Here is a 19,935-nt window from a genome sequence, read left to right on the forward strand (position 1 = left end):
GTGAACGGCGGGGGCGATGCTCGTGGCACCCGCCCCCGCCGTCATCAGCCGTGACGGGTGTCAGGCCTGCTCGGCGTCCGCAGCCGGAGCCTCGGCGGGCTTCTCGGCGTCCGCAGCCGGAGCCTCGTCGGCCTTCTCGGCGTCGGCGGCCGGAGCCTCGGCGGCCGGGGCCTCGTCGGCCTTCTCGGCGTCGGCGACCTTCTCGGTCTCGGCGGAGGACTGGACCTCGGCGTCGGCCTTCTTGTCGCCTTCGAGCAGGTCGCGCTCCCACTCGGCGAGCGGCTCGCCGGCGGCCTTCTCGCCCGGCTTCGAGTCACCGGTGGCGGCACCGGAACGGGCGATGAGGCCCTCGGCGACGGCGTCGGCGATCACGCGGGTGAGCAGGGTGACGGAGCGGATCGCGTCGTCGTTGCCCGGAATCTTGTAGTCGACCTCGTCGGGGTCGCAGTTGGTGTCGAGGATCGCGACGACCGGGATGTGGAGCTTGCGCGCCTCACCGACGGCGATGTGCTCCTTCTTGGTGTCGACGATCCAGACGGCGCTCGGCACCTTCTGCATCTCGCGGATACCACCGAGGGTCTTCTCCAGCTTGGCCTTCTCGCGGGAGAGAACCAGGAGCTCCTTCTTGGTGAGACCGGAGGCGGCCACATCCTCGAAGTCGATGAGCTCAAGCTCCTTCAGACGCTGAAGGCGCTTGTAGACGGTGGAGAAGTTGGTGAGCATGCCACCGAGCCAACGCTGGTTGACGTACGGCATGCCGACGCGCGTCGCCTGCTCGGCGATGGCCTCCTGGGCCTGCTTCTTCGTACCGACGAACATGATGGAGCCGCCGTGGGCGACGGTCTCCTTGACGAACTCGTAGGCGCGGTCGATGTACGACAGCGACTGGAGCAGGTCGATGATGTAGATGCCGTTGCGCTCGGTGAAGATGAAGCGCTTCATCTTCGGGTTCCAGCGACGGGTCTGGTGACCGAAGTGGACGCCGCTTTCCAGCAGCTCCCGCATCGTGACGACGGCCATGGCCGTACTCCTTGAGGTACTCGGTTGTCGCGACCGCAGGATTGCGCTCGCGCCTGACGCCCCGACGCGCCGTGCCACAAGGGACCGAGGAGCGCGGCCACCGTCCGCAGAGAGGGGGTGGCGGGGCGTGCGAAGTCGACCCGGTGACCCGGATCGCCATAGGAAGTGTACGGGACAGGCCGGGTGCCGGGTGACGGCCCTGTCCACAACCGGTTGGTTGTCCACAGATCCGGTCCATGATCCCCGCGATTGCGAGCGGTGCGGGACGGTTCTGCCATGCGATCCACTCCAGATCCGACCGCTGCCGCCTGCAACCTCAGCCTGCGTCTGCGTCTGCGTCTGCGTCTGCACCTGCGCCTCCGTCCGCGCCCGCGCCTCCGTCCGTGCCGCGGTGAAGCCGTCGCCGGGCGCACGATCCGCCCGAACGGAGCCGGGCTCGCGACGGTGGCGGTCCTTCCCATGGCGGTGGCGGTCCTCCTCGCGGCGCTGTGCGGTGCGCCGGGAGCGGCAGCCGAGGGGCCATCGCCCCAGCCCGCGCCCACACTCCCGCCGACACCCGCCCCTGCACGCTCTCCTGCTCCTGCTCCTGCTCCTGCGCCCTCGCCTCCACCCGCTCCTCCACCGACGCCCCGTCCGGACGGGGTGCGGCTGTGGCCGCTCGCGGGGCGGCCTGCGGTCGTACGGGGATGGGAGCCGCCGGCTGGGCCGTACGGGCGGGGCCACCGCGGGGTGGATCTCGACGCACAGCCGGGCACGGTGGTGCTGGCCGCAGCCTCGGGCCGGGTCTCGTTCGCGGGGCGTGTGGCGGGACGCGGGGTGCTGGCGATCGAAGTGGCCGGGACCGGCGATCCGCCGCTGCGGACCACGTACGAGCCGGTGCGCGTGCTGGTCGCGAAGGACGAGCAGGTGACCGCTGGACAGACCGTGGCGGTCCTGGAGGCGGGGCCCTTCCACTGCGCTTCGGGCTGTCTGCACTGGGGGCTGCGGCGCGCGGACGCCTACCTGGATCCGCTGTCGCTGCTGCCTCCGGAGCTCCTGCGACGGGGGCCGTCGCGGCTGCTGCCGGTGTTCGGTGTGCCGGAGCCCCGGCCCTCGGCCGGGGAAGCCGGGGAAGCCGGGGAAGCCGGGGAAGCCGGGGAAGCCGGGGAAGCCGGGGAAGCCGGGGAAGCCGGGGAAGCCGGGGAAGCCGGGGGTGGAGCCTCAGCCCCTGCCGTTCTGCTCGCCGTTGCCGCGGTGCGGCTGCGACGTCAGTCCCGGGCGCCCTGCACGCCCCGCAGGACCATGGCGACGGCGATGTCCGCGATCACGCCCGGCTCTTCCGCCACACCGAGTTCGATACGCCGCACCGCGGCATCCACCGAGCCCTGCAGCAGCATCGCCGCCAGTCTCGGCTGCTCATGGCCGAGGTCGCCGAGCGCTTCGACGATCATGGCGATCAGGCCGCCGTGCGCGGCCCGGATCTTCTCGCGTGCGCCCGCGTCCAACTCGCTCGCCGAGATCGCCACGACCGCCCGGTGGCGGCGGTCCCCGACGAGATCGAGCTGCCGGCGCACATAGGCCTCGATCTTTCCCTCGGGTGTGGTGGCCCGCTCCATCGCGTACTCGACCTCGGACGCCCAGACCGGGAAGTCGACGGCACAGAGCTCTTCGACGACAGCGGCACGGGAGCGGAAGTACTCATAGACCGAGGAACGGGCGAGGCCCGTGCGTTCGGCGAGCGCGGGGAAGGTCAACGCCTCCGTACCGCCCTCGGACAGCAGGGAACGGGCGGCGTCCAGGAGGGCGCCGCGCTGCATGGTCCGGTGCTCGGCCACCGAGGCCGCTCGAATCCTGGGCACACATCCACTTTACGGCGACCGGTCCCGGAGAGAGAGCGTGCGGCCCCCATCGGTGGCAGAAGCAGCCACGGCCGACGCGTGCCGACGGTGGTGTCAGCGTCCGGCGTCGGCCAGTTTCGCACGGAGTTGGAGCACCGACTTGGTGTGGATCTGGCTCACCCGGCTCTCGGTCACCCCGAGCACATTGCCGATCTCGGCGAGGGTGAGGCCCTCGTAGTAGTAGAGGGTGACGACCGTCTTCTCCCGCTCCGGAAGTGTGTTGATCGCCCGGGCGAGCAACCGTCTGAGCTCACGGTCCTCGGCGACCTCCACCGGATCGTCGGCTGCGGTGTCCTCCAGCGTGTCCATCAGGCTCAGACGGTCACCACCCTCGCCGCCGACGTGCAGCAGTTCCTCCAGCGCGACCACGTTCGCCAACGACAACTGGCTGAAAACCGCGTGCAGTTCCTCCAGCGCGATACCCATCTCCGCAGCGACCTCCGGCTCGGAAGGGGTGCGTCGCAGCTGCGCTTCCAACGTGGCGTAGGCGCGTTCCACGGCCCGTGCCTTCTGCCGGACCGAGCGCGGGATCCAGTCCAGTGCCCGGAGTTCGTCGATCATCGCGCCACGGATGCGGGTGATCGCGTACGTCTCGAACTTGATGGCGCGCTCGATGTCGAACTTCTCGATCGCGTCGATCAGTCCGAACACCCCCGAGGAGACGAAGTCCGCCTGCTCGACGTTGGAGGGCAGCCCCACGCTCACCCGGCCCGCGACGTACTTCACCAACGGCGAGTAGTGCAGGATCAACTGCTCCCGCAACCGCTCGTCGCCCGTGGACTTGTACGAACGCCACAACTCGTCGAGCGAGGAAGGGGCAGGGGGGCGCACAGTGCCACGCGCAGCCGGTGGTACTGCCGCGCGGTCAGACCCGGAGGTGTGCTGGGGCATGTGGTGCCTTGAGCCGTTCTGCTGTGAAGTGCTGGGGGACTTGTGCCTGAGCCGGATTCCTTGTGAGCGTAGCGTGACCGCGGTGTCGCGGTCCGCGCGGAACAGCGGATCGGCGCTGAGCGGTTCCGGCCGATCGCACATGACTCGGGCCCGGGGCCGACGCCGCGTGCGTCGGCCCCGGAGGCGTCACTGAAGGTTCCGCCGAAGTCATCTGCATCACCTTTTCACCCGAATGCTCCAGGTCAAGTACCGCCTCGCCGCGCGTCGTCATTGCATGGAGGTCTTGGCATCAATCGCCATTCATCGCCATCGCGTTCGACGAACCCCAGTGAGTGCAGTTCGTACAGCCTGCCGAGCGCTTCGTCGATGCCGGTTCCCGCAGCACGGGCCACGTCGCGTCCGCTGACGCCGCCGCGGTACGGCAGCGCGTCGAGGACTTGGGCGGAGACCGTGTCGAGCTGGTCCCGGGGGTGCACGGGCCCGTGCCTGGCCGGCGCGAGCTCACCGATCTCCCCCACCAGTTCGGCGACTTCCGAGGCGTCCGTCACCAGGATGCCCTCCCCGCGCAGGAGTTCATGGACTCCTGCCGACAACCCGCTGGTGGCGGGGCCCGGCACCCCCATGGTGAAGCGGCCGAGCCGCTGCGCGTGGCGTGCGGTGACCAGCGAACCGCTGCGGTATGCGGCCTCGACCACGACCGTCCCTCGCGTCAAAGCGGCGATGACCCGGTTCCGGAGAACGAATCTGCTGCGGGTCGGATGCTCGGACGGCGGGAGTTCACCGACGACCAGTCCCTGCTCCGTCATGCGTCCGATCAGCTCGGCATGCCCGCGGGGATAGGCGACGTCCACCCCGCAGGCCAGGACCGCCATGGTGGCGCCGTCGACGGCGAGCGCGCCGCGATGCGCCGCGCCGTCCACCCCGAACGCCGCTCCCGACACGACCACCCACCCCAGCTCGGCAAGGCCGGCGCCGAGGCTCGCCGCCATGTGGGATCCGTACGGCGTGCAGGCGCGGGCGCCGACCACGGCGACCGAGCGCAGCGCCCAGAGGCGGAGATCACTCGGCCCCCGCACCCAGAGACCGGTCGGCCGGGCATCCGCCAGGTCGTCGAGCTGGCTCGGCCATTCCCGGTCGCCGGGGCAGACGAACCGCCCACCGATCGCGGCGGCCTTCGCGAGATCACGCTCGGGCTCCACGCTCTCGGCCCGCAACCGGTACCCGTCAAGACGTTTCGACGTCATTCCGCTCAAGCGCTCCGCGGCCCCGTCCCGGGTGGTGATCCGGCGTATCAGTTCGACGGCACCGCACTCCCGCAGCCACCGGCCGCCGCGCTCGTCCCCCGGTTCCAGGATGCGGGTCAGCGCGGCCCGCGCCAGCCGTTCCCGATCGCTCGCCGCCACGCCTGGCCCCGCGCCCGGCCCCGCGCCTGGCCCCGCGGCTGACTCCGGCTCCCGTCCGGGGTCCGCCCACAGCATCATGACGCTCCGGCCTTCGCCAGGCCGCCCCGTGGAATCCCGGTGCGCAGTTCCAGCGCCACCGCGACGTCGGAGGCGTCGGGACGATCCGCACCGCGCAGATCGGCCACCGTCCACGCCACCCTGAGCACTCGGTCCAGGCCCCGTGCGGTGAGCAGGCCCCGCTCCATGTCCCGCTCGGCCTGCATGAGCGCACCCGGTGCCGCGGCCAGGCGGGTCCGCAACACATGGCCGGGCACCTCGCTGTTGGTGCTCCACGCGGTGCCTGCCAACCGGTCCGCCGCCCGTGCCCTGGCCTCCCGGACCCGGGCCGCGACCACGGCCGTCGGCTCTCCCTCGCCTCCCTGCCTCATCAGGTCCGCACGTCCGACCGGGTCGACGAAGACCCGCAGATCCACCCGGTCGAGCAGTGGCCCGGAGAGTCTCGCCTGATAGCGCCGGACCGTCGACGGCGGGCAATCGCAACCGGCGCCGCTGAGGGAATGGCGGCCGCACGGGCAGGGATTGGCGGCCAGCACCATCAGGAATCTCGCGGGCAGCCGCACCACCCCGGCGCTGCGCGCCACCACGACATGGCCCGACTCCAGCGGCTGGCGCAGCGCGTCCAGCGTCCGCATGGAGAACTCCGGCGCCTCGTCCAGAAAGAGAATCCCGCGGTGGGCCAGGGAGACGGCACCGGGCCGTGGCACCCCGTTGCCCCCGCCGACCAGCGACTGCATCGTCGCCGAGTGGTGCGGTGCGCAGTACGGCGCGCGGGTGACCAGGGGTTCTCCCGGCGGCAGGATGCCCGCCACCGAATGCACCGCGGTGACTTCCAGGGACTCCTTCCTGGTCAGCGCCGGGAGGATCGCCGGAAGGCGCTCGGCCAGCATGGTCTTGCCGGCCCCCGGCGGTCCGGACAGCAGCAGATGGTGGCGGCCCGCCGCGGCGACCTCCAGCGCCTTGCGGGGCGTCTTCTGCCCCGCCACGTCCATCAGGTCCGGCAGGTTGCCCTCGTCCTGCCCAGGCACTCGGGCGAGTCCGGTGCCGATACCCGCGCCGGGCATCATCAACCCGGCCAGCATGGCGTCGGGACGCCCCTGGTCAACATTCTCCCGCTCGTCCGGCACCGGCTCGTCGCAGAGCACCGCGATCAGCTGCCGCAGGCTCCGCACCCCGAGGACGGAGACTCCTGGAACGAGCGCCGCCTCCCCCGCGGTCTGTTCGGGCACGACGACCTGGCGGTACCCGGCCTCCGCTGCGGCGAGCACGGCCGGCAGCACCCCGCGCACCGGCCGCACCCGGCCGTCCAGGCCGAGCTCACCGATCATCACCACATCGGCGATCGAGGCCGGGTCGATGCGCTCGGCCGCGCCGAGCACCGCGCAGGCAACCGCAATATCGAATCCCGAGCCGCCCTTCGGCACGGAGGCCGGCAACAGACCCACCGTGAGTTTCTTCTGCGGCCACTCGGCCCCCGAGTTCACGACCGCGGCCCTGACCCGGTCCCGGCTCTCCACCAGGCTCTTGTCCGGCAGCCCCACCAGGGTGAACGCGGCCACCCCCGCCTCCAGGTCCGCCTGGACCTCCACCACCACGCCCTCGACGCCGACGAGCGCCACCGAACACGCCCGTGCGAACCCCATCAGGCCACCCCCCGCGCATGCTGGGCGACGGGCGCTCCGCGCCTGGGCAGCACCACACCGACCAGGTCGATGCGGACCCCGCCCGGCGGCGGGCCGCCGTGCCGGTGGACCCAGATCCCGGCCAGCTTCCGCAGCCGCTCCGCCTTGAGGGGTGTGACAGCTGCCATCGGATGCTCGAAGGCACCCGTCCTGCGGGTCTTCACCTCGCAGATCACGAGTGCGTCGCCGTCCATCGCGACGATGTCGATCTCACCGGCGCGACAGCGCCAGTTCCGTTCCAGCAGGGACATGCCGGCGCCGGTCAGCAGCCGTGCCGCCAGATCCTCGCCGTACCGCCCGAGTGCCCCCCGTGCGTTCATATCGGCACCACCTCCGGGACCGACTCTGACGCGTCCGGTCCCAGCGGGTGGATCTTGGTGGACAACTCCGGGATTGTGGACAACTCCACCACCCGGAAGTGGGAATCAACTTCCCGGAAGAGCGGGCTCAGCCACCCGGAAGTTCGAGGTCGCTCTTGTTGAGCTCCTCGATGTTGACGTCCTTGAACGTCAGCACCCGTACCTGCTTGACGAAGCGTGCGGGCCGGTACATGTCCCAGACCCAGGCGTCCGCCATCGACACTTCGAAGAACACCTCACCCTGAACCGAGTGCACCTGCATGTCGTAGTCGTTGGTGAGGTAGAAGCGCCGTTCGGTCTCGATCACGTATTTGAACAGACCGACGACATCTCGGTACTCCCGGTAGAGCTTCAGCTCCATCTCGGTCTCGTACTTTTCGAGGTCCTCGGCGCTCATTGGCATGTTCCCCTTCAGCCGTGCGTGCCCCCATTGTGCGCCAGGCTCCGGCACCCCTGGGCACTTAAGCGATTTCGGGGTCCAGAACCATTGGCGTACGCGGAGGACCCTCGTCGAGCAGCGTGTGCAGCAGTTCGGCGAGCCTGGTCGGATACACCGTCTCACGCGCCACCGACAGTTCGGCGGAGGTCCACCACCTCAGACCCGCGACACTTCGCTGCTCAAGACCGGTCAGCCCGCTGGTGTCGGTCGCGGTCTGCGTCGTACGCGCCAGAAAGTACCATTCGTCCTGGTTCCAGCGGCGTCCGTCGAACGGGAACGAGCACATCCGCTGCCAGAGCAGCGGGCCCAGCTCGACGTCGGTGATCCCGGTCTCCTCGGCCAGCTCGCGCAGCGCCGCCTGTTCCCGGGTCTCGTCGCCCTCCAGCCCGCCACCGGGGGTGAACCACCAGGTGCTCCCGGGATCCTCCGGCTCGTACCCATGCATCAGAAGGATGCGGTCGTCGGGGTCCAGAAGCACCACCCGGGCGACCTTCCGCTGCTCAGTGCGCACCGGCGGAAACCTTTCCGCTCCTGCTCCGTGCCGACCGCCTGGACCATGCCGCGATCGGGCCGTAGGCGGCACCCCCGAGGATGAGGACCACACCCACCGCCACGGCCCCGAGCTGGAGGCGCAGCGGCCCGGGCGCCGACACCCCGCCGGGGAAGGAGGCGAAGGCCCGCGGCCGCTCGACCATGCCGCCGAGCGGCCAGGCGATGGCGTCCACCCGGGCCTGCACCGCGCTGCGCGGCACGGAGCCCTGCCCCGGGTCGCCCAGATGGACCCGCGAGTCCAGGGAGGCACTGCGGTCGTCCCCGAGCAGGAAGAGCTGCCCCTTGGGCACCTCGGCGGTGAAGTCGTTCCCCGCGGCGACGCCCTTGCTCTGCAGATACGGTTCCTCAATGGCTTTGCCATTGACGGTGAGCCGGCCCTTGTCGCAGCAGGCGATCGTGTCGCCCCCGATCCCGACGACCCGCTTCACCATCGGTGTGTCACCCCACACCGAGTCCGTGAAGACCACGACATCGCCCCGGCGCACCTCGCTGCCGTCGATCCGCTGTGCGAGCACCCGGTCTCCGGCCTGCACCGTCGGCGTCATCGACTCGGTCGGCACGGTGTAGGGCTTGTACACCACGGCCGCCCAGCCGAAACCGCCGAGGAAGAGCACACAGCCGACGGCCACGGCCAGCCCCGACAGCATGCTGCCGAGCCGACCGTGGCCGTCGCCCGTACGTCCTGTTCCGCTCATCCCAGCGTCCCCCACCTCGGAGATCGACAATCGCTGATCCGAGTCGGCACCCTACCCGGCGGTACGCCCCCTGGTCAGCCTCCTGCGGCGCCACAACACGAGCGGCAGCGCACCGGCTACGCCGAGTGCTCCCGGGGCCAGGCCCATCGCCGTGTTCATCGCCGACTGGTCGTTGATCCCCGCCTGGTCGAAGGTCTTCGGGACCGGCAGCGTCGCCCAGCGGTTGATCGGCCACGCCACGACGATGGCCCGGCCGACGACCTCGTCGTTGGAGACCGTGCCGTTGCCCGGAAGCTCCTGGTGGTAGCGGGAGTCGAGGGAGTTCTGACGGTGGTCGCCCATCACCCAGATCCGGCCCTCGGGCACCTTGATCGGCCCGAACGGCTCGTCGTTGCAGGGAGTGTTCCCCGGGAAGATGAACGACTGGTCGTCCAGCGCCTTGCCGTTGACCACGACCGGGCCGTTCTTCTTGCACTCGACCGTGTCGCCACCGATCGCGATGACCCGCTTGATCAGGTCCTTCTCCTCGACGGACGGCATCAGCCCGATGAAGCTGAGGAACTTCTGCGCCACGTTCGGATTCGGTGTCTGGGTGTTCTCCAGCCAGCCGCCCGGGTCGTGGAAGACCACGACCTCGCCGCGCTTGGGCTCGGAGCCGAACCAAGGAGTCAGCTTGTCCACCAGCACCCGGTCGCCCCGCTGGAGGGTGTCCTGCATCGAGTCCGAGGGGATCGAGAACGCCTGCACCAGGAACGTCTTGATCAGCAGCGCGAGAACCAGCGCGATGCCGATGAGCAGGGGCAGCTCCTTCCAGAAGGAGCGCGGCTTCTTCTGGGACGTGTTGCCGCCGTTCGAGGAGTCGCCGTCACCCTCCGCGCCGTCCGCCGCCCCGGCCGACCCGGCCGACCCGGCCGACTCCACGTTCTCCGGATCGTCCGGCCGGTCCTCGGGTTCCTCGTGTCCGGATCGTGCGCCGACCGCCAAATCCCCCACATCCACTCCTTACTCCGTGCGACCGCCTGCGCCCGAGCCGGTGCAGGCCCACCACTCCCATAACGAGCGGGAGTTCCGCAGGGGTCGGGAGAGGGATCATTCCGTTGGGATCCTGGTACGACACACTATTCGACAGGCCCGACGCAGCAGGCGACCCGGCGCGCGCGTCCGGAATCGAGTCGAATGTCGCCCGTTCCTCCAGCTTCCGCCAGTGGGAGAAGGGCCAGGCGATCACCACAGCCCGTCCCACGACCTCGTCCTCGGAGACCGTGCCGTGTTCCGGCTCGTCCAGGTGATAGCGCGAATCGGCCGAATTGGACCGGTGGTCGCCCATCACGAAGATCCGTCCCGCCGGAACCTTTACCTCGAATTTGATGAGGGAGGGCGGATTGCCCGGGTGCAGATAGGGCTCGTCGAGCGGTACACCGTTGACGGTGATCCGGCCGTCCTTGTCGCAGCACTTCACCGTGTCGCCACCGATCGCGATGACCCGTTTGATCAGATCCTGTTCGTCGTCGGACGGCAGCAGTCCGACGAAGGTCAGCGCCTCCTTCACCTGCTTGACGACGACAGGTGATTCCTTCGTGCCGGTGTTCTCCCGCTGCAGCCAGCCACCCGGGTCCTTGAAGACGACGACATCGCCGCGCCGGGGTTCGGAGCCGAACCAGGGCGTCAGCTTGTCCACGAGCACCCGGTCACCGATCCGGATGGTCTGCTCCATCGACCCCGACGGAATCACGAAGGCCTGCACCAGGAACGTCTTGAGCACGAGCGCGATCAGCAACGCCACCACGATGAGGAGAGGAATCTCCCGGATCGTCGACCTGCGCCGCCGCCGTTTCACCTTGCGGGCCAGCCTGCGCCGCTCCGCCCGCGTCGGCAGGGAGCGCGCGGCCGTCGACCCGCCGTCGGCCGGCAGCGGTATCCCGGGGTCCGCCCCGTCCTGCCGCCGCCCCCGGTTACCCATGGGCCGCGCCCGTCGAGGATGCCCCGCCGAGGGTCGCGCCGTCCGGCACCGAGCCCAGCCGACCCGGCGGCCAGCCGATCCAGTCCACCCGGCCGATCACCTTGTCGACCGGGACCATGCCACCGCCCGGTTCTCCCAGATGTTCACGCGAATCGCGGGAATTGCTGCGGTGGTCGCCCATCATCCACAGCGTGCCGTCGGGTACGACGATGTCGAAGCGCGCCCGGGACGGGGCGTCTCCCGGATACAGGTAGCCCTCGTCGACCGCGCGGCCGTTCACCTCGATCCTTCCGCGCTTGTCGCAGCAGACCACTCGGTCGCCTCCCACGCCCACCACCCGCTTCACGTAGTCGGTGTCGGCAGGCTCCGCCAGTCCCAGGGACGCCGCCGCGCCGTGCAGCAGCCCGCTGACCGGGTTCTCCCGAGGAGCCTCCCGCACGAACGATCCGGTGCCGTCGAAGACCACCACATCGCCGCGCTGCGGCTCGGAGCCGAAGCTGTACGCCAGTTTGTTGACCAGTACCCGGTCCCCCACCCGCAGCGTGGGCTCCATCGAACCGCTGGGAATCAGGAAGGGCTGCACCACGAACGCGCTCAGGAGCAGGACGAAGACCGAGCAGAAGGCTCCGACCACGGCGGTCCGCCGCCAGGAGAGCGAGGCGGTCAGCCGGTCCGGGATACGCGAGAAGCGCGACCCCTCCTCCGACCCTGTCGCGGGTGCGGAGGAGCGGTCGCGCTCCGAGGGCTTGGCTTCCGTGTCCATCGGGGCCAGAGTTTATCCGGCCGCCCTGTGGACCTGGGAGCTAGCTCAGTTGTCGCGCTTCTCCTTGATCTTCGCGGCCTTGCCGCGCAGCTCACGGAGGTAGTACAGCTTGGCGCGACGGACGTCACCGCGGGTGACGAGCTCGATCTTCTCGAAGATCGGGCTGTGCACCGGGAAGGTGCGCTCGACGCCGACGCTGAAGGAGACCTTGCGGACCGTGAAGGTCTCGCTGACGCCCGAACCCTGGCGACGGATGACGACGCCCTTGAACTGCTGGATACGGGAGCGGTTGCCCTCGATCACTCGCACGTGGACGTTGACGGTGTCACCGGGACGGAACGCCGGAAGGTCGGTACGCAGCGATGCGGCGTTGACGCCATCGAGCAGGGAAGCCATGTTGTCTGCTTTCTTCGTCGATGCCACAGGTCATCGACGGGAGATAGTGAGGAGCTGGAAGCGCTGATCGCGTCGGACGGGCGTCGGAACCATCCCCATGCATGGGGGCGGTCGCTTTCCCCCTGTGGCAGGGGCGCACACCGGACGTACAGCAGCGGCCTATTCTTCCACGGAGTCGGGCCTGCGCCAAAATCGGCCACCGGGCTCCGGTGACCAGCCGAGGATGGAGAGGATCTCGCGGTCCTTCTTGTCGAAGCCGCTCGCCTCGCAGCGCTCGATGAGATCGGGCCGGTTGAGCGCGGTGCGGCGGAACGCCTCGTCCCGCCGCCAGCGCGCGATCTTCCCGTGGTGACCGCTGAGCAGGACGTCCGGGATGTCCCTGCCGCGCCACTGGGGCGGCTTGGTGTAGACGGGCCCCTCCAGCAGGTTGGCCATCTCTCCGGGGGCGAAGGAATCGTCCCGGTGCGATTCGGCGTTGCCGAGCACGCCGGGCAGCAGCCGGGCCACCGCCTCCGTGATCACCAGCACCGCCGCTTCCCCGCCGGCCAGCACGTAGTCGCCGATGGACACCTCGACGACGGGCATGCGGGTCGCGTACTCGTCCATCACCCGCCGGTCGATGCCCTCGTAGCGGGCCGGCGTGAAGATCAGCCAGGGGCGCTCGGAGAGTTCGACGGCGAGTTCCTGGGTGAACGGACGGCCGCTGGGTGTGGGCACCACGAGCACCGGGGAGTGCGCCCCGGCCTCGTACCCGCCCGCCAGGGCGTCGTCCAGGGCCTCGCCCCACGGTTCGGTCTTCATGACCATGCCCGGGCCGCCGCCGTACGGGGTGTCGTCGACCGTGTTGTGCCGGTCGTACGTCCAGTCCCGCAGGTCGTGCACGTGCACGTCGAGACGGCCGCGCGCGCGGGCCTTGCCGACGAGCGAGACGTTCAGCGGTTCCAGGTACTCCGGGAAGATCGTGACGACGTCGAGCCGCATCAGACGTCCTTCCCGGCCTCGGCCGCCTCGTCCCCGTCGCCCTCTTCGCCGCGCGAGGAGGCGATCACGGCCTGGCTCTCGTCGATCAGACCGGGCGGCGGGACGATCACCGCGCGCTGCTCCTCCAGATCGATCTCGGTGACGATCTCCTCGACGAACGGGATCATCACCTCGCTGCCGTCGGGCCGCTCGACGATGAAGAGGTCCTGGGACGGCAGATGCGTGATCTCGGTGATCCGGCCGACCTCGGTGCCGTCGGCGAGGACCACGTCGAGGTCCATGAGCTGGTGGTCGTAGAACTCTTCGGGGTCCTCGGGGAGTTCCGCCGGGTCGGCCTCGGCGATCAGGAGCGTGTTGCGCAGGGCCTCGGCAGCCGTGCGGTCGCGTACACCCTCGAAGCGCAGCAGCAGGCGTCCGCTGTGCACCCGGCCGGTCTCGATCGTCAGCGGCCCGGCGCCGGCCGGATCGGTGGCGAGCACGGCCCCGGGCGCGAGCCGCAGCTCCGGCTCGTCCGTACGCACCTCGACGGTGACCTCGCCCTTGATGCCATGGGCACGGCCGATCCGAGCGACTACCAACTGCACCTTGTGTCTCTCCTGTCATACGGCGACAGGCCGGGGCCTGTCATACGACGACGGGCCGGGGCGGGCGCTTGGCCCTCCCCGGCCCGTGCCGGTGTTCAACTCTGTCAGCGCACCTGGTCCACATCGACGAGGTCGACGCGGATACCACGGCCGCCGATGGCGCCCACGACGGTGCGCAGCGCGCGTGCGGTGCGGCCGTTGCGGCCGATCACCTTGCCGAGGTCGTCGGGGTGGACCCGGACCTCCAGCACGCGACCACGGCGCAGGTTGCGCGAGGCGACCTGCACATCGTCAGGGTTGTCGACGATGCCCTTCACGAGGTGCTCGAGAGCCTCCTCGAGCATGCTCAGGCCTCGGTCGACTCGGCGGGCGCGGCCGCGTCAGCAGCCTCGTCCGCCTTCTTGTCGGACTTCTTCGCCTTCGGCGTGATGGCCTCGCCCTTGGCCTCTTCGCCGTCGCCCAGGCTCTCGAACAGGGCGCGCTTGTCGGCCTTGGGCTCCGGCTGCAGCAGCGGCGCGGGGGCCGGGAGACCCTTGTGGGCCTGCCAGTCACCGGTGAGCTTCAGGATCGCGAGAACCGGCTCGGTCGGCTGGGCGCCGACGGACAGCCAGTACTGCGCACGCTCCGAGTTGACCTCGATGCGCGAGGGGTTCTGCACCGGGTGGTACAGGCCGATCTCCTCGATCGCCCGGCCGTCACGGCGGGTGCGGGAGTCGGCGACGACGATGCGGTAGTGAGGCGAACGGATCTTGCCCAGACGCTTCAGCTTGATCTTGACTGCCACGGAAGTGGTGTCTCCTGGTCTATGACGTGGTTGGGCACAACGAAGATGCCACGTGGGGTTGCGGTACTCGGGTGCCCGATGGACGCGTCAGCCGGAGGAGAGAGGGGTCCTGTGCGACTGTCGAGTACAGCTAGCCATTGTGCCACACCACATCGGCTCACCCCACCGCGACCGCGGCTTCCGGAATCCGGAACGGCTTCCCGCAGCCACCGCAGACGATCGGCGCCTGCGCCAGGACCGACGGGACCACGCGCACGTTGCGTCCGCAGTCGCAGACGGCCTTGACGCGGACCCCTCCGCCGGAGGAGCCGTGCCGGGCGGCCGGGCCGCGGAAGGAGCGCTTGGTGTCGGCGGCGGTGGCGACCGTATGCGCCTTGAGGGCGCGCTGCAGCCGCTCGATCGTCGGCCGGTATCTGCGCTTGGCCTCGGGATTGAGCGTGACCAGTGAGAAGCCACTGCTGGGGTGGGGCTCCTCGGCGTGATCGAGGCCCAGCTCCTCGGCGATCGCGAGGAATCGACGGTTGTGGTAGCGGCCGGCCCGCGAGGTGTCGCGAACACCCCTCGCGGCGGCGATGCCGTGGACTGCCTCGTGCAGCAGTCGTTCGAAGGAGAGTTCCGCGCCACAGGCGGACGAGGACTCTCCGATCAGGGACTCGGGTGCGGCCAGATCCGGCAGCTCGGGGTGGTACCGCTGAATGTCGGCCCACGCCTGCGCCAGCTCTGCGGCAAGTACAGGTGGTGTCGTGCTCACGTCGTCACAACGAGCGCGAGTGCCGTGGTGTTCCGATTCCGGGCCATCCCAAATAATTTGCACGTACCAGTCAGTTGCCGTTGATGCGTCCCGACGAGGGCGTGTGCGCAGATCTGCGGAGAAGTCTCGCGGCTCGCACCAAGGTGGTACGTAGTGGCCCGTACGCCCGGGCGCGTAGACGGCGGGGCGCGGGCCGGGGGGTGCCGGGCGGCTCCGCGTCAGTAGCGTCAGTAGGCGCGGGCCACCAGAGCGACAGTACCGGGGGTGTCGTCCGCGTCCGGCACCGACCCGTCCTCGGCGACCAGGCACCGCACGGACAGCCCGTGCTCCGCGAGCCGGGCCTCCCCCGCCGGTCCGAGGTCCGACCAGGGGATACGCGCCCAGCCGCCCGCGGCGGCCGCCTCCACGGCCTCCTCCACGGAAGCGGCCTCGGCGGTGGACGACTCGCGCCTGCTCCGGGACTCCCGCAGCAGCGTCGCCTGGTCCTCCTCCAGGAGCGCCGGCAGCAGCCCGGGCAGGGCCTCGGCCGGCACCGGCTCCTTTCCGCCGGGGATGCGCCTGGCCAGCATCGCGGTGCCGTCCGCCAGATCGCGCGGGCCGATCTCGATCCGTACCGGCACCCCCTTCAGCTCCCAGTCGACCGCGCGGCGGCCGAACGGGATGTCGGTGCGGTCGTCGGTCTCCGTCCTGATCCCCGCGGCGCGCAGCCGCTCCGCGAGGGACCGGACCGCGGCCGGCACCGCCTCGTCCCCCTTGACCGCGAGGACGACCGCCTGGACGGGCGCGAGCCTCGGTGGCACCCGGAGCCCGTGGTCGTCGCCGTGCGCCATGACCAGACCGCCGACCATGCGGGTCGACGAGCCCCACGAGGTCTGCCAGACGAGCTCCTGCCTGCCCTCCCTGGACAGGTAGCGGGTGTGGAAGGCCCGGGCGAAGTTGGTGCCGAGCTCGTGGCTCGTGCCCATCTGCAGGGCCTTGCCGTCCCGCATCATCGCTTCGAGCGTCAGGGTGTTGACGGCCCCGGCGAACCGCTCGGCCGGGGTCTTGCGGCCGAGGACCACATCGATGCCCAGGACGTCGGCCATGAAGTCCGCGTAGACGTCCCGGTGGATGTACGCGGCGTACTCCCGGGCCTCCTCGCGGGTGGCGTGGGCGGTGTGGCCCTCCTGCCAGAGGAATTCCGTCGTCCGGAGAAAGACCCGCGGGCGCATCTCCCAGCGCACGACGTTCGCCCACTGGTTGATCAGCAGCGGCAGATCCCGGTAGCTCTGCACCCACTTCGAGAAATACTCGTTGATGATCGTTTCGGACGTCGGCCGCACCACCACGGGCTCTTCGAGCTCCTTCCCGCCGCCCCGGGTCACGATCGCGAGCTCCGGTGCGAAGCCCTCGACGTGCTGGGCTTCGCGTGTCAGGTAAGACTGGGGGATGAAGAGCGGGAAGTAGGCGTTCCGGGCGCCCGCCTGTTTGATCCGGGCATCCATCTCCTGCTGCATCCGCTCCCACAGGCCGTATCCGTACGGCCGGATGACCATGGTGCCGCGCACCGGACCGTTGTCCGCGAGTTCGGCCTTGTTGATCAGATCCTGGTACCAGCGGGGAAAGTCCTCGGCCTGGGGCGTGAGAACGGGTGCCTTTGCCATGGCGCGCATCGTACGGCGACACCGCCCAGCACACGGAGCGACAAGCTCCGCTGCCACGGACCGTCCCCACGGGCGCACCACCGGACCACAGCGGCAAGGCCGTCAAGGACATTGCCGTCCGGCCCCTGGACGCGGGCGCGGACGCGCAGTTCTCTGACATACGGGGGAAGCGGGCGCACACGCACCACCAGGGGGGCATCCACTCGGGCACGACCGATCGGACACGACCGACCTCTCGGCGGATTGGGGCGCTTCCATGACACCAACGCTCGTCCGGCACCACAGCTGCGCGGACCCGACCACCGCGGTGGAATCCGGTGACCGTGCCCGGGACTGGGCCGAGATCCAGGAGCGGATGCTCGCGCCGCTGTACGAAGCGGTGTACGAGCGGCTCGAAGTGGGATCCGGGACCAGGCTGCTCTCCCTCGGCTGCGGCTCCGGTCTCGCGCTGCTGATCGCCGCCGCGCGCGGAGCCCGGGTCACCGGCGTCGACACCGACCCGGAACGGCTGGCACTGGCCCGGACCCGCCTGCTGCCCGATCCGGGGAGCGATGACGGACCTCCGGCCGGACAGCCGCGGATTCTCGACGGTGATCCGTCGTCGGCCGCTCCGGCCGACGGTACGCCGTACAACCTGCTCACCGCGTTCACCCCGATCGGCTGCTCGTCCGGTGACGGGGAACGGCTCGTGGACGCGCTGCGGTCCGCCGTGCCCCTGGCCGCCCGGGGCAGCACGGTCGTGCTGACCGGGTGGGGTCCGCCGGAGCGGTGCGCGACGGCGCCGGTACTGCGGGTGGCGGGCCGGACCCCCGACGGGTCGCGGGCGCCGCGCGCGGGCGGCTGGCGGCCGGCGAACCGGGACGATCTTGAGGAAGTCGCGTTCCGGGCCGGTCTGAAGCCGGACGGCTCGGGCCGGGTGGCGTGCCCGTTCGGGTACGCGGACCTGGACAGCGCGGTGCGCGGGCTGCTGTCGACGCGGCTCTTCGACACGGCGGTGCGGTCGACGGACCGCGACCAGGTGGCGAAGGAGGTCTCGAAGGCCCTGCGTCCGCACCGGCGCCGGGACGGCACGATCTGGATGCCCAACGTCTTCCGCTATCTCGTGTGCACCACGTGAGCCCGGTGTGAGGGCGGTCGTCGCTACTTGCCCAGTCGGGTGATACCGGCCGCCCGGTAGGCCGCGGCCTCGTCCAGCGTCTCGTGTTCCAGCAGCGCCGCGGCCAGCGAGTCCAGCCTGTCCCGGTTCTCGCGCAGAAGCCGGCACGCCGTCTCGTAGCACTCGTCGACGATGCGCCGCATCTCGCCGTCCACCGCGTCGAGCGTCGCGGGGGCCGCGGAGAGTCCGTACGCCTGCTGGGCATCGCCCGGGATCGCGGTCAGTCTGCCCACCTTGTGGCTCATGCCCCAGCGGCCGACCATGCCGCGGGCCAGGTTGGTGACCTGTTCCAGGTCGCTCTCCGCGCCGGTGGTGACCATGCCGAAGACCACCTCCTCGGCCGCCATGCCGCCGAGCGCACCGATGATGCGGCCGCGCAGGTACTCCTCGGTGTACGCGTACTTGTCGGCCTCCGGCGTGGAGAGGGTGACGCCCAGGGCGCGTCCGCGCGGCACGATGGTGACCTTGCGGACCGGGTCGGCGCCCGGCTGGACCATGCCGAGCAGGGCGTGCCCGCTCTCGTGGTAAGCGGTCCTGTGGCGTTCCTCGTCGGACATGACCAGTGAGCGTTCCGCCCCCAGCTGGACCTTCTCCAGGGCGTCCGAGAGGTCGGACTGGCTGACCTCGGACTGGCGGCGCTTGACGGCGAGCAGCGCGGCCTCGTTGGCGAGGTTGGCGAGATCGGCGCCCGTCATTCCGGGGGTCGTACCGGCGACCTGGGCCAGGTTCACGTCCTCGGCGAGCGGGATCTGCCGGGTGTGGATCTCCAGGATCGCCTTCCGGCCGTTCCTGTCCGGCGGGCTGACCGTGACGATCCGGTCGAAGCGGCCGGGCCGGGTGAGGGCGGGGTCGAGCACGTCGGCGCGGTTGGTGGCGGCGAGCACGACGACGCCTTCCGAGCCGGAGAAGCCGTCCATCTCGGTGAGGATCTGGTTGAGCGTCTGCTCGCGCTCGTCGTGGCCGCCCATGCCGGAACCGCCGCCGCGGGCCCGGCCGATGGTGTCGATCTCGTCGATGAAGATGATGGCGGGGGCGACCTTGCGCGCCTCCGCGAAGAGTTCCCGCACCCGGCTCGCGCCGACCCCGACGATCATCTCGATGAACTCGGAGGCCGACGCCGAGAAGAACGGCACCCCGGCCTCGCCCGCGACGGCGCGGGCGAGCAGGGTCTTGCCGGTGCCGGGCGGTCCCGCGAGAAGGACGCCGCCGGGCATCCGGGCGCCCATCTTCCGGTACGCCTGCGGGTTCTTCAGGAAGTCCACGACGTCGTTCAGCTCGCCCTCGACCTCGTCGATCCCGGCCACGTCCTGGAAGGTGGTGCGCCTGGCGCCCTCCAGCTCGACGGGCTTGGGCGGGGCCTTGCGTCCGAAGCCGCCCATCCCGCCGCCGCCCATGCCCCGGGACATCCGCCGGGCGATGAACACCCAGAGCACGACGAGCAGCAGTATCGGTGCCAGCGAGATCAGCAGATTGGCGAGGAAGCTGCGCTGCTGGACGACCGGCTCGGCGGTGACCATGACGTTCTCTTTGACCAGCTCGGCCCAGAGGTTGTCGTCCGCGAAGGCAGGCCGCTGGGTGACGAACTTGGTGTACGTGTGGTCGCTCCCCGGCGCCTTCGCCGCCTTCTTGAGCTGCCCCTGGATGGCATCGCCCTTGGAGTAGATCTTGGAGACGTTGCCCGAGGTGACCTGCTTGCTGAACTCCGTGTACGCGATCGTCCGCTCCTCCGTCCCGTTGAAGAAGGAGAGCACCAGATTGGCGACCAGGTAGACGGCGAGAGCGGTCAGCAGCAGTCCGCCCCAGCCCCCCGGCATCTTCCGGCGCGGCGGCGGGGGCGGTGGGGCGCCTTCGGAGCGCCACGGCTGATCGGTGCGATCGCGGGGAGGTACGGGGGTGGTCACGCGGTCTCCTCTGCCGACAGCCGGTGAATGTGACATTAGAG

General features: G+C 70.3%; 21 protein-coding genes and 1 pseudogene. 2 read left to right on the plus strand and 20 right to left on the minus strand.

Going from position 1 to position 19,935, the window contains the following annotated elements; genetic code table 11:
• Window positions 1–60 precede the first annotated feature (60 nt).
• The gene (rpsB, locus tag ACFVUT_RS32475) at window positions 61–1,020 is read right to left on the minus strand and encodes a 30S ribosomal protein S2 (protein WP_389657590.1); all 960 of its coding nucleotides are present in this window, start codon (window positions 1,018–1,020) and stop codon (window positions 61–63) included.
• 459 nt (window positions 1,021–1,479) lie between these two features.
• Between rpsB and ACFVUT_RS32480 the strand changes: the two are divergent.
• Window positions 1,480–2,106 (plus strand): annotated as a pseudogene (locus ACFVUT_RS32480) (peptidoglycan DD-metalloendopeptidase family protein); the annotation flags it as partial.
• Window positions 2,107–2,267: 161 nt separating this feature from the next.
• Here the strand turns inward: ACFVUT_RS32480 and ACFVUT_RS32485 are convergent.
• The 18 genes from ACFVUT_RS32485 to proS all read right to left on the minus strand — a co-directional run bounded on the left by ACFVUT_RS32485 (window position 2,268) and on the right by proS (window position 16,837).
• Window positions 2,268–2,834: a TetR/AcrR family transcriptional regulator gene (locus ACFVUT_RS32485; RefSeq protein ID WP_389657705.1), complete on the minus strand. Its 567-nt coding sequence runs from the start codon at window positions 2,832–2,834 to the stop codon at window positions 2,268–2,270.
• A gap of 117 nt (window positions 2,835–2,951) precedes the next feature.
• Window positions 2,952–3,788, minus strand: coding sequence for an RNA polymerase sigma factor WhiG (gene whiG, locus ACFVUT_RS32490; protein ID WP_266748964.1), 837 nt, complete (start codon window positions 3,786–3,788; stop codon window positions 2,952–2,954).
• A 242-nt stretch (window positions 3,789–4,030) separates the two neighbouring features.
• Window positions 4,031–5,269: a DNA-processing protein DprA gene (dprA, locus tag ACFVUT_RS32495; protein ID WP_389657586.1), complete on the minus strand. Its 1,239-nt coding sequence runs from the start codon at window positions 5,267–5,269 to the stop codon at window positions 4,031–4,033.
• On the minus strand, window positions 5,266–6,891 hold the full coding sequence (locus ACFVUT_RS32500; RefSeq protein WP_389657584.1) for a YifB family Mg chelatase-like AAA ATPase: 1,626 nt from the start codon (window positions 6,889–6,891) through the stop codon (window positions 5,266–5,268). The genes dprA and ACFVUT_RS32500 overlap by 4 nt, the downstream gene beginning before the upstream one ends.
• Window positions 6,891–7,250 carry a YraN family protein gene (locus ACFVUT_RS32505; RefSeq protein WP_389657581.1) on the minus strand — a complete coding sequence of 120 codons (360 nt, stop codon included), beginning with the start codon at window positions 7,248–7,250 and terminating at the stop codon, window positions 6,891–6,893. The genes ACFVUT_RS32500 and ACFVUT_RS32505 overlap by 1 nt, the downstream gene beginning before the upstream one ends.
• Before the next feature lie 127 nt (window positions 7,251–7,377).
• Window positions 7,378–7,686 carry a DUF2469 domain-containing protein gene (locus tag ACFVUT_RS32510; protein ID WP_383180839.1) on the minus strand — a complete coding sequence of 103 codons (309 nt, stop codon included), beginning with the start codon at window positions 7,684–7,686 and terminating at the stop codon, window positions 7,378–7,380.
• 64 nt (window positions 7,687–7,750) lie between these two features.
• A complete protein-coding gene (locus tag ACFVUT_RS32515) occupies window positions 7,751–8,239 on the minus strand; it encodes an NUDIX hydrolase (RefSeq protein WP_389657578.1) in 489 nt (162 codons plus the stop codon).
• On the minus strand, window positions 8,229–8,975 hold the full coding sequence (lepB, locus tag ACFVUT_RS32520) for a signal peptidase I (protein ID WP_389657575.1): 747 nt from the start codon (window positions 8,973–8,975) through the stop codon (window positions 8,229–8,231). The genes ACFVUT_RS32515 and lepB (ACFVUT_RS32520) overlap by 11 nt, the downstream gene beginning before the upstream one ends.
• Window positions 8,976–9,026: 51 nt before the next feature.
• Window positions 9,027–9,959, minus strand: coding sequence for a signal peptidase I (gene lepB, locus ACFVUT_RS32525; RefSeq protein ID WP_389657702.1), 933 nt, complete (start codon window positions 9,957–9,959; stop codon window positions 9,027–9,029).
• Entirely contained in the window at window positions 9,841–10,935 is a 1,095-nt protein-coding gene (lepB, locus tag ACFVUT_RS32530) for a signal peptidase I (RefSeq protein ID WP_389657572.1), read from the minus strand. Before lepB (ACFVUT_RS32530) ends, lepB (ACFVUT_RS32525) begins: the two co-directional genes overlap by 119 nt.
• The gene (gene lepB, locus ACFVUT_RS32535) at window positions 10,928–11,698 is read right to left on the minus strand and encodes a signal peptidase I (RefSeq protein ID WP_389657569.1); all 771 of its coding nucleotides are present in this window, start codon (window positions 11,696–11,698) and stop codon (window positions 10,928–10,930) included. The genes lepB (ACFVUT_RS32530) and lepB (ACFVUT_RS32535) overlap by 8 nt, the downstream gene beginning before the upstream one ends.
• Before the next feature lie 45 nt (window positions 11,699–11,743).
• Window positions 11,744–12,094: a 50S ribosomal protein L19 gene (rplS, locus tag ACFVUT_RS32540; RefSeq protein ID WP_266981031.1), complete on the minus strand. Its 351-nt coding sequence runs from the start codon at window positions 12,092–12,094 to the stop codon at window positions 11,744–11,746.
• Window positions 12,095–12,253: 159 nt separating this feature from the next.
• Window positions 12,254–13,075 (minus strand): tRNA (guanosine(37)-N1)-methyltransferase TrmD, encoded by an 822-nt coding sequence (gene trmD / locus ACFVUT_RS32545; protein ID WP_389657566.1) that lies wholly within the window; start codon window positions 13,073–13,075, stop codon window positions 12,254–12,256.
• The gene (gene rimM / locus ACFVUT_RS32550; protein WP_389657563.1) at window positions 13,075–13,659 is read right to left on the minus strand and encodes a ribosome maturation factor RimM; all 585 of its coding nucleotides are present in this window, start codon (window positions 13,657–13,659) and stop codon (window positions 13,075–13,077) included. Before rimM ends, trmD begins: the two co-directional genes overlap by 1 nt.
• Window positions 13,660–13,763: 104 nt before the next feature.
• The gene (locus ACFVUT_RS32555; RefSeq protein ID WP_005311361.1) at window positions 13,764–14,003 is read right to left on the minus strand and encodes an RNA-binding protein; all 240 of its coding nucleotides are present in this window, start codon (window positions 14,001–14,003) and stop codon (window positions 13,764–13,766) included.
• A gap of 2 nt (window positions 14,004–14,005) precedes the next feature.
• Complete coding sequence (rpsP, locus tag ACFVUT_RS32560; RefSeq protein ID WP_389657560.1) at window positions 14,006–14,443, minus strand: 30S ribosomal protein S16; 438 nt, start codon at window positions 14,441–14,443, stop codon at window positions 14,006–14,008.
• Between the two features lie 157 nt (window positions 14,444–14,600).
• A complete protein-coding gene (locus tag ACFVUT_RS32565; protein ID WP_030928573.1) occupies window positions 14,601–15,194 on the minus strand; it encodes a hypothetical protein in 594 nt (197 codons plus the stop codon).
• 227 nt (window positions 15,195–15,421) lie between these two features.
• The gene (gene proS / locus ACFVUT_RS32570) at window positions 15,422–16,837 is read right to left on the minus strand and encodes a proline--tRNA ligase (protein WP_389657556.1); all 1,416 of its coding nucleotides are present in this window, start codon (window positions 16,835–16,837) and stop codon (window positions 15,422–15,424) included.
• A 256-nt stretch (window positions 16,838–17,093) separates the two neighbouring features.
• On the opposite strand from proS, the gene ACFVUT_RS32575 reads away from it, so the two are divergent.
• Window positions 17,094–17,954 carry a methyltransferase domain-containing protein gene (locus ACFVUT_RS32575; RefSeq protein ID WP_389657553.1) on the plus strand — a complete coding sequence of 287 codons (861 nt, stop codon included), beginning with the start codon at window positions 17,094–17,096 and terminating at the stop codon, window positions 17,952–17,954.
• Window positions 17,955–17,977: 23 nt separating this feature from the next.
• Here ACFVUT_RS32575 and ftsH read toward each other — a convergent pair whose 3' ends face one another.
• Entirely contained in the window at window positions 17,978–19,894 is a 1,917-nt protein-coding gene (ftsH, locus tag ACFVUT_RS32580; RefSeq protein WP_389657550.1) for an ATP-dependent zinc metalloprotease FtsH, read from the minus strand.
• Window positions 19,895–19,935: the final 41 nt, after the last annotated feature.

This window comes from Streptomyces sp. NPDC058051 (assembly GCF_042885475.1).
Taxonomy (GTDB): domain Bacteria; phylum Actinomycetota; class Actinomycetes; order Streptomycetales; family Streptomycetaceae; genus Streptomyces.

Coding starts and splice junctions, on each gene's coding strand:
- rpsB (WP_389657590.1), bottom strand. CDS start 1,020: ATGGCCGTCGTCACGATGCGGGAGCTGCTGGAAAGCGGCGTCCACTTC.
- whiG (WP_266748964.1), bottom strand. CDS start 3,788: ATGCCCCAGCACACCTCCGGGTCTGACCGCGCGGCAGTACCACCGGCT.
- dprA (WP_389657586.1), bottom strand. CDS start 5,269: ATGATGCTGTGGGCGGACCCCGGACGGGAGCCGGAGTCAGCCGCGGGG.
- ACFVUT_RS32500 (WP_389657584.1), bottom strand. CDS start 6,891: ATGGGGTTCGCACGGGCGTGTTCGGTGGCGCTCGTCGGCGTCGAGGGC.
- ACFVUT_RS32505 (WP_389657581.1), bottom strand. CDS start 7,250: ATGAACGCACGGGGGGCACTCGGGCGGTACGGCGAGGATCTGGCGGCA.
- ACFVUT_RS32510 (WP_383180839.1), bottom strand. CDS start 7,686: ATGAGCGCCGAGGACCTCGAAAAGTACGAGACCGAGATGGAGCTGAAG.
- lepB (WP_389657575.1), bottom strand. CDS start 8,975: ATGAGCGGAACAGGACGTACGGGCGACGGCCACGGTCGGCTCGGCAGC.
- lepB (WP_389657572.1), bottom strand. CDS start 10,935: ATGGGTAACCGGGGGCGGCGGCAGGACGGGGCGGACCCCGGGATACCG.
- lepB (WP_389657569.1), bottom strand. CDS start 11,698: ATGGACACGGAAGCCAAGCCCTCGGAGCGCGACCGCTCCTCCGCACCC.
- rplS (WP_266981031.1), bottom strand. CDS start 12,094: ATGGCTTCCCTGCTCGATGGCGTCAACGCCGCATCGCTGCGTACCGAC.
- trmD (WP_389657566.1), bottom strand. CDS start 13,075: ATGCGGCTCGACGTCGTCACGATCTTCCCGGAGTACCTGGAACCGCTG.
- ACFVUT_RS32555 (WP_005311361.1), bottom strand. CDS start 14,003: ATGCTCGAGGAGGCTCTCGAGCACCTCGTGAAGGGCATCGTCGACAAC.
- proS (WP_389657556.1), bottom strand. CDS start 16,837: ATGGCAAAGGCACCCGTTCTCACGCCCCAGGCCGAGGACTTTCCCCGC.
- ACFVUT_RS32575 (WP_389657553.1), top strand. CDS start 17,094: ATGACACCAACGCTCGTCCGGCACCACAGCTGCGCGGACCCGACCACC.